This is a genomic window from Kineococcus vitellinus (genome assembly GCF_009906315.1).
GTDB classification, from domain to species: domain Bacteria; phylum Actinomycetota; class Actinomycetes; order Actinomycetales; family Kineococcaceae; genus Kineococcus; species Kineococcus vitellinus.
Genome location: NZ_JAAALL010000591.1, coordinates 1 through 943, shown reverse-complemented (window position 1 = coordinate 943; position 943 = coordinate 1). Strand labels below are relative to the sequence as shown.

General features: G+C 81.4%; 1 protein-coding gene. It reads left to right on the top strand.

The features are described from left to right. Window positions 1-59 precede the first annotated feature (59 nt). On the top strand, window positions 60-943 hold an 884-nt coding region (locus tag GTQ99_RS23600; RefSeq protein ID WP_166618067.1), incomplete at its 3' end, for an oxygenase MpaB family protein.

The following is a 943-nucleotide window of genomic DNA, read 5'->3' as shown; positions in this document are numbered from 1 at the left end:
GCCCCACCCTCACCCGCGCGCGCCGTGCGGGAGCGGCGCGCGCGGGTGAGGGTGGGGCGGTGAGCGAGGAGAGCACCGGCCACCCGCCCGGGAAGCCGCCCGGGAAGCTGCCGCGGCTGCCGCTGCGCGCCGCCTTCCCGCCCCCGCCGGCGCCAGGGCGCCCCGGCGACCCGGGCGTCTGCGCGCCGGGCGGGGTCTTCCGCGCGGTGACCGCCGAGCGCGCCACCGTCCTCGGCGGCCCGGCCGCGATCCTGCTGCAGGTGGCCCACCCGCTGGTCGCCGAGGGGGTCGCGGCCCACAGCGACTACACCGCGGGCCCCGCGCACCGGCTGCTGGCCACGCTGCAGGCCGCGCTCACCGTGACCTTCGGCGACACCGAGCAGGCGCGCGCCGCCGCGCGGGAGGTCGGCGCCCAGCACGCCCGGGTGCGCGGCACCACCCGCACCGCCGTGCCCGGCACGCCCGCCGGGACGCCGTACCGGGCCGGCGACCCGCAGCTGGCCCTGTGGGTGCACGCCACGCTGGTGCACACGGCCCGCCGCGTCGTGGAGCGCTACGTCGGCCGCCGCCTCGACGCCGACGAGCGCGAGCGGCACTGGCAGGGGTCCAAGCCCTTCGCCCGGCTGTTCGCCGTCACCCCCGCCGTGCTGCCGGGCAGCGCGGCCGACTTCGAGGAGTACTGGCGCGGGGCCGTCGAGTCCCTCGTCGTCACCGACGCCGCCCGCGCCATCGCCCGCGACGTGCTCACCCAGCGCACCAGCCCGCCGCTGCCCGGGGTGGCCGCGCTGGCCCGCAGCGTCACCGCCGACCTGCTGCCACCGCGGGTGGCCGACGCCTACGACCTGCCCCGCACCCCGGGCCGGCGCGCGAGCGCCGCGGCGCTGCGCGCGCTGCTGCGCACGGCGCGCCCGGTGCTGCCGCGGCGGGTCGCGCAGTGGCCGCA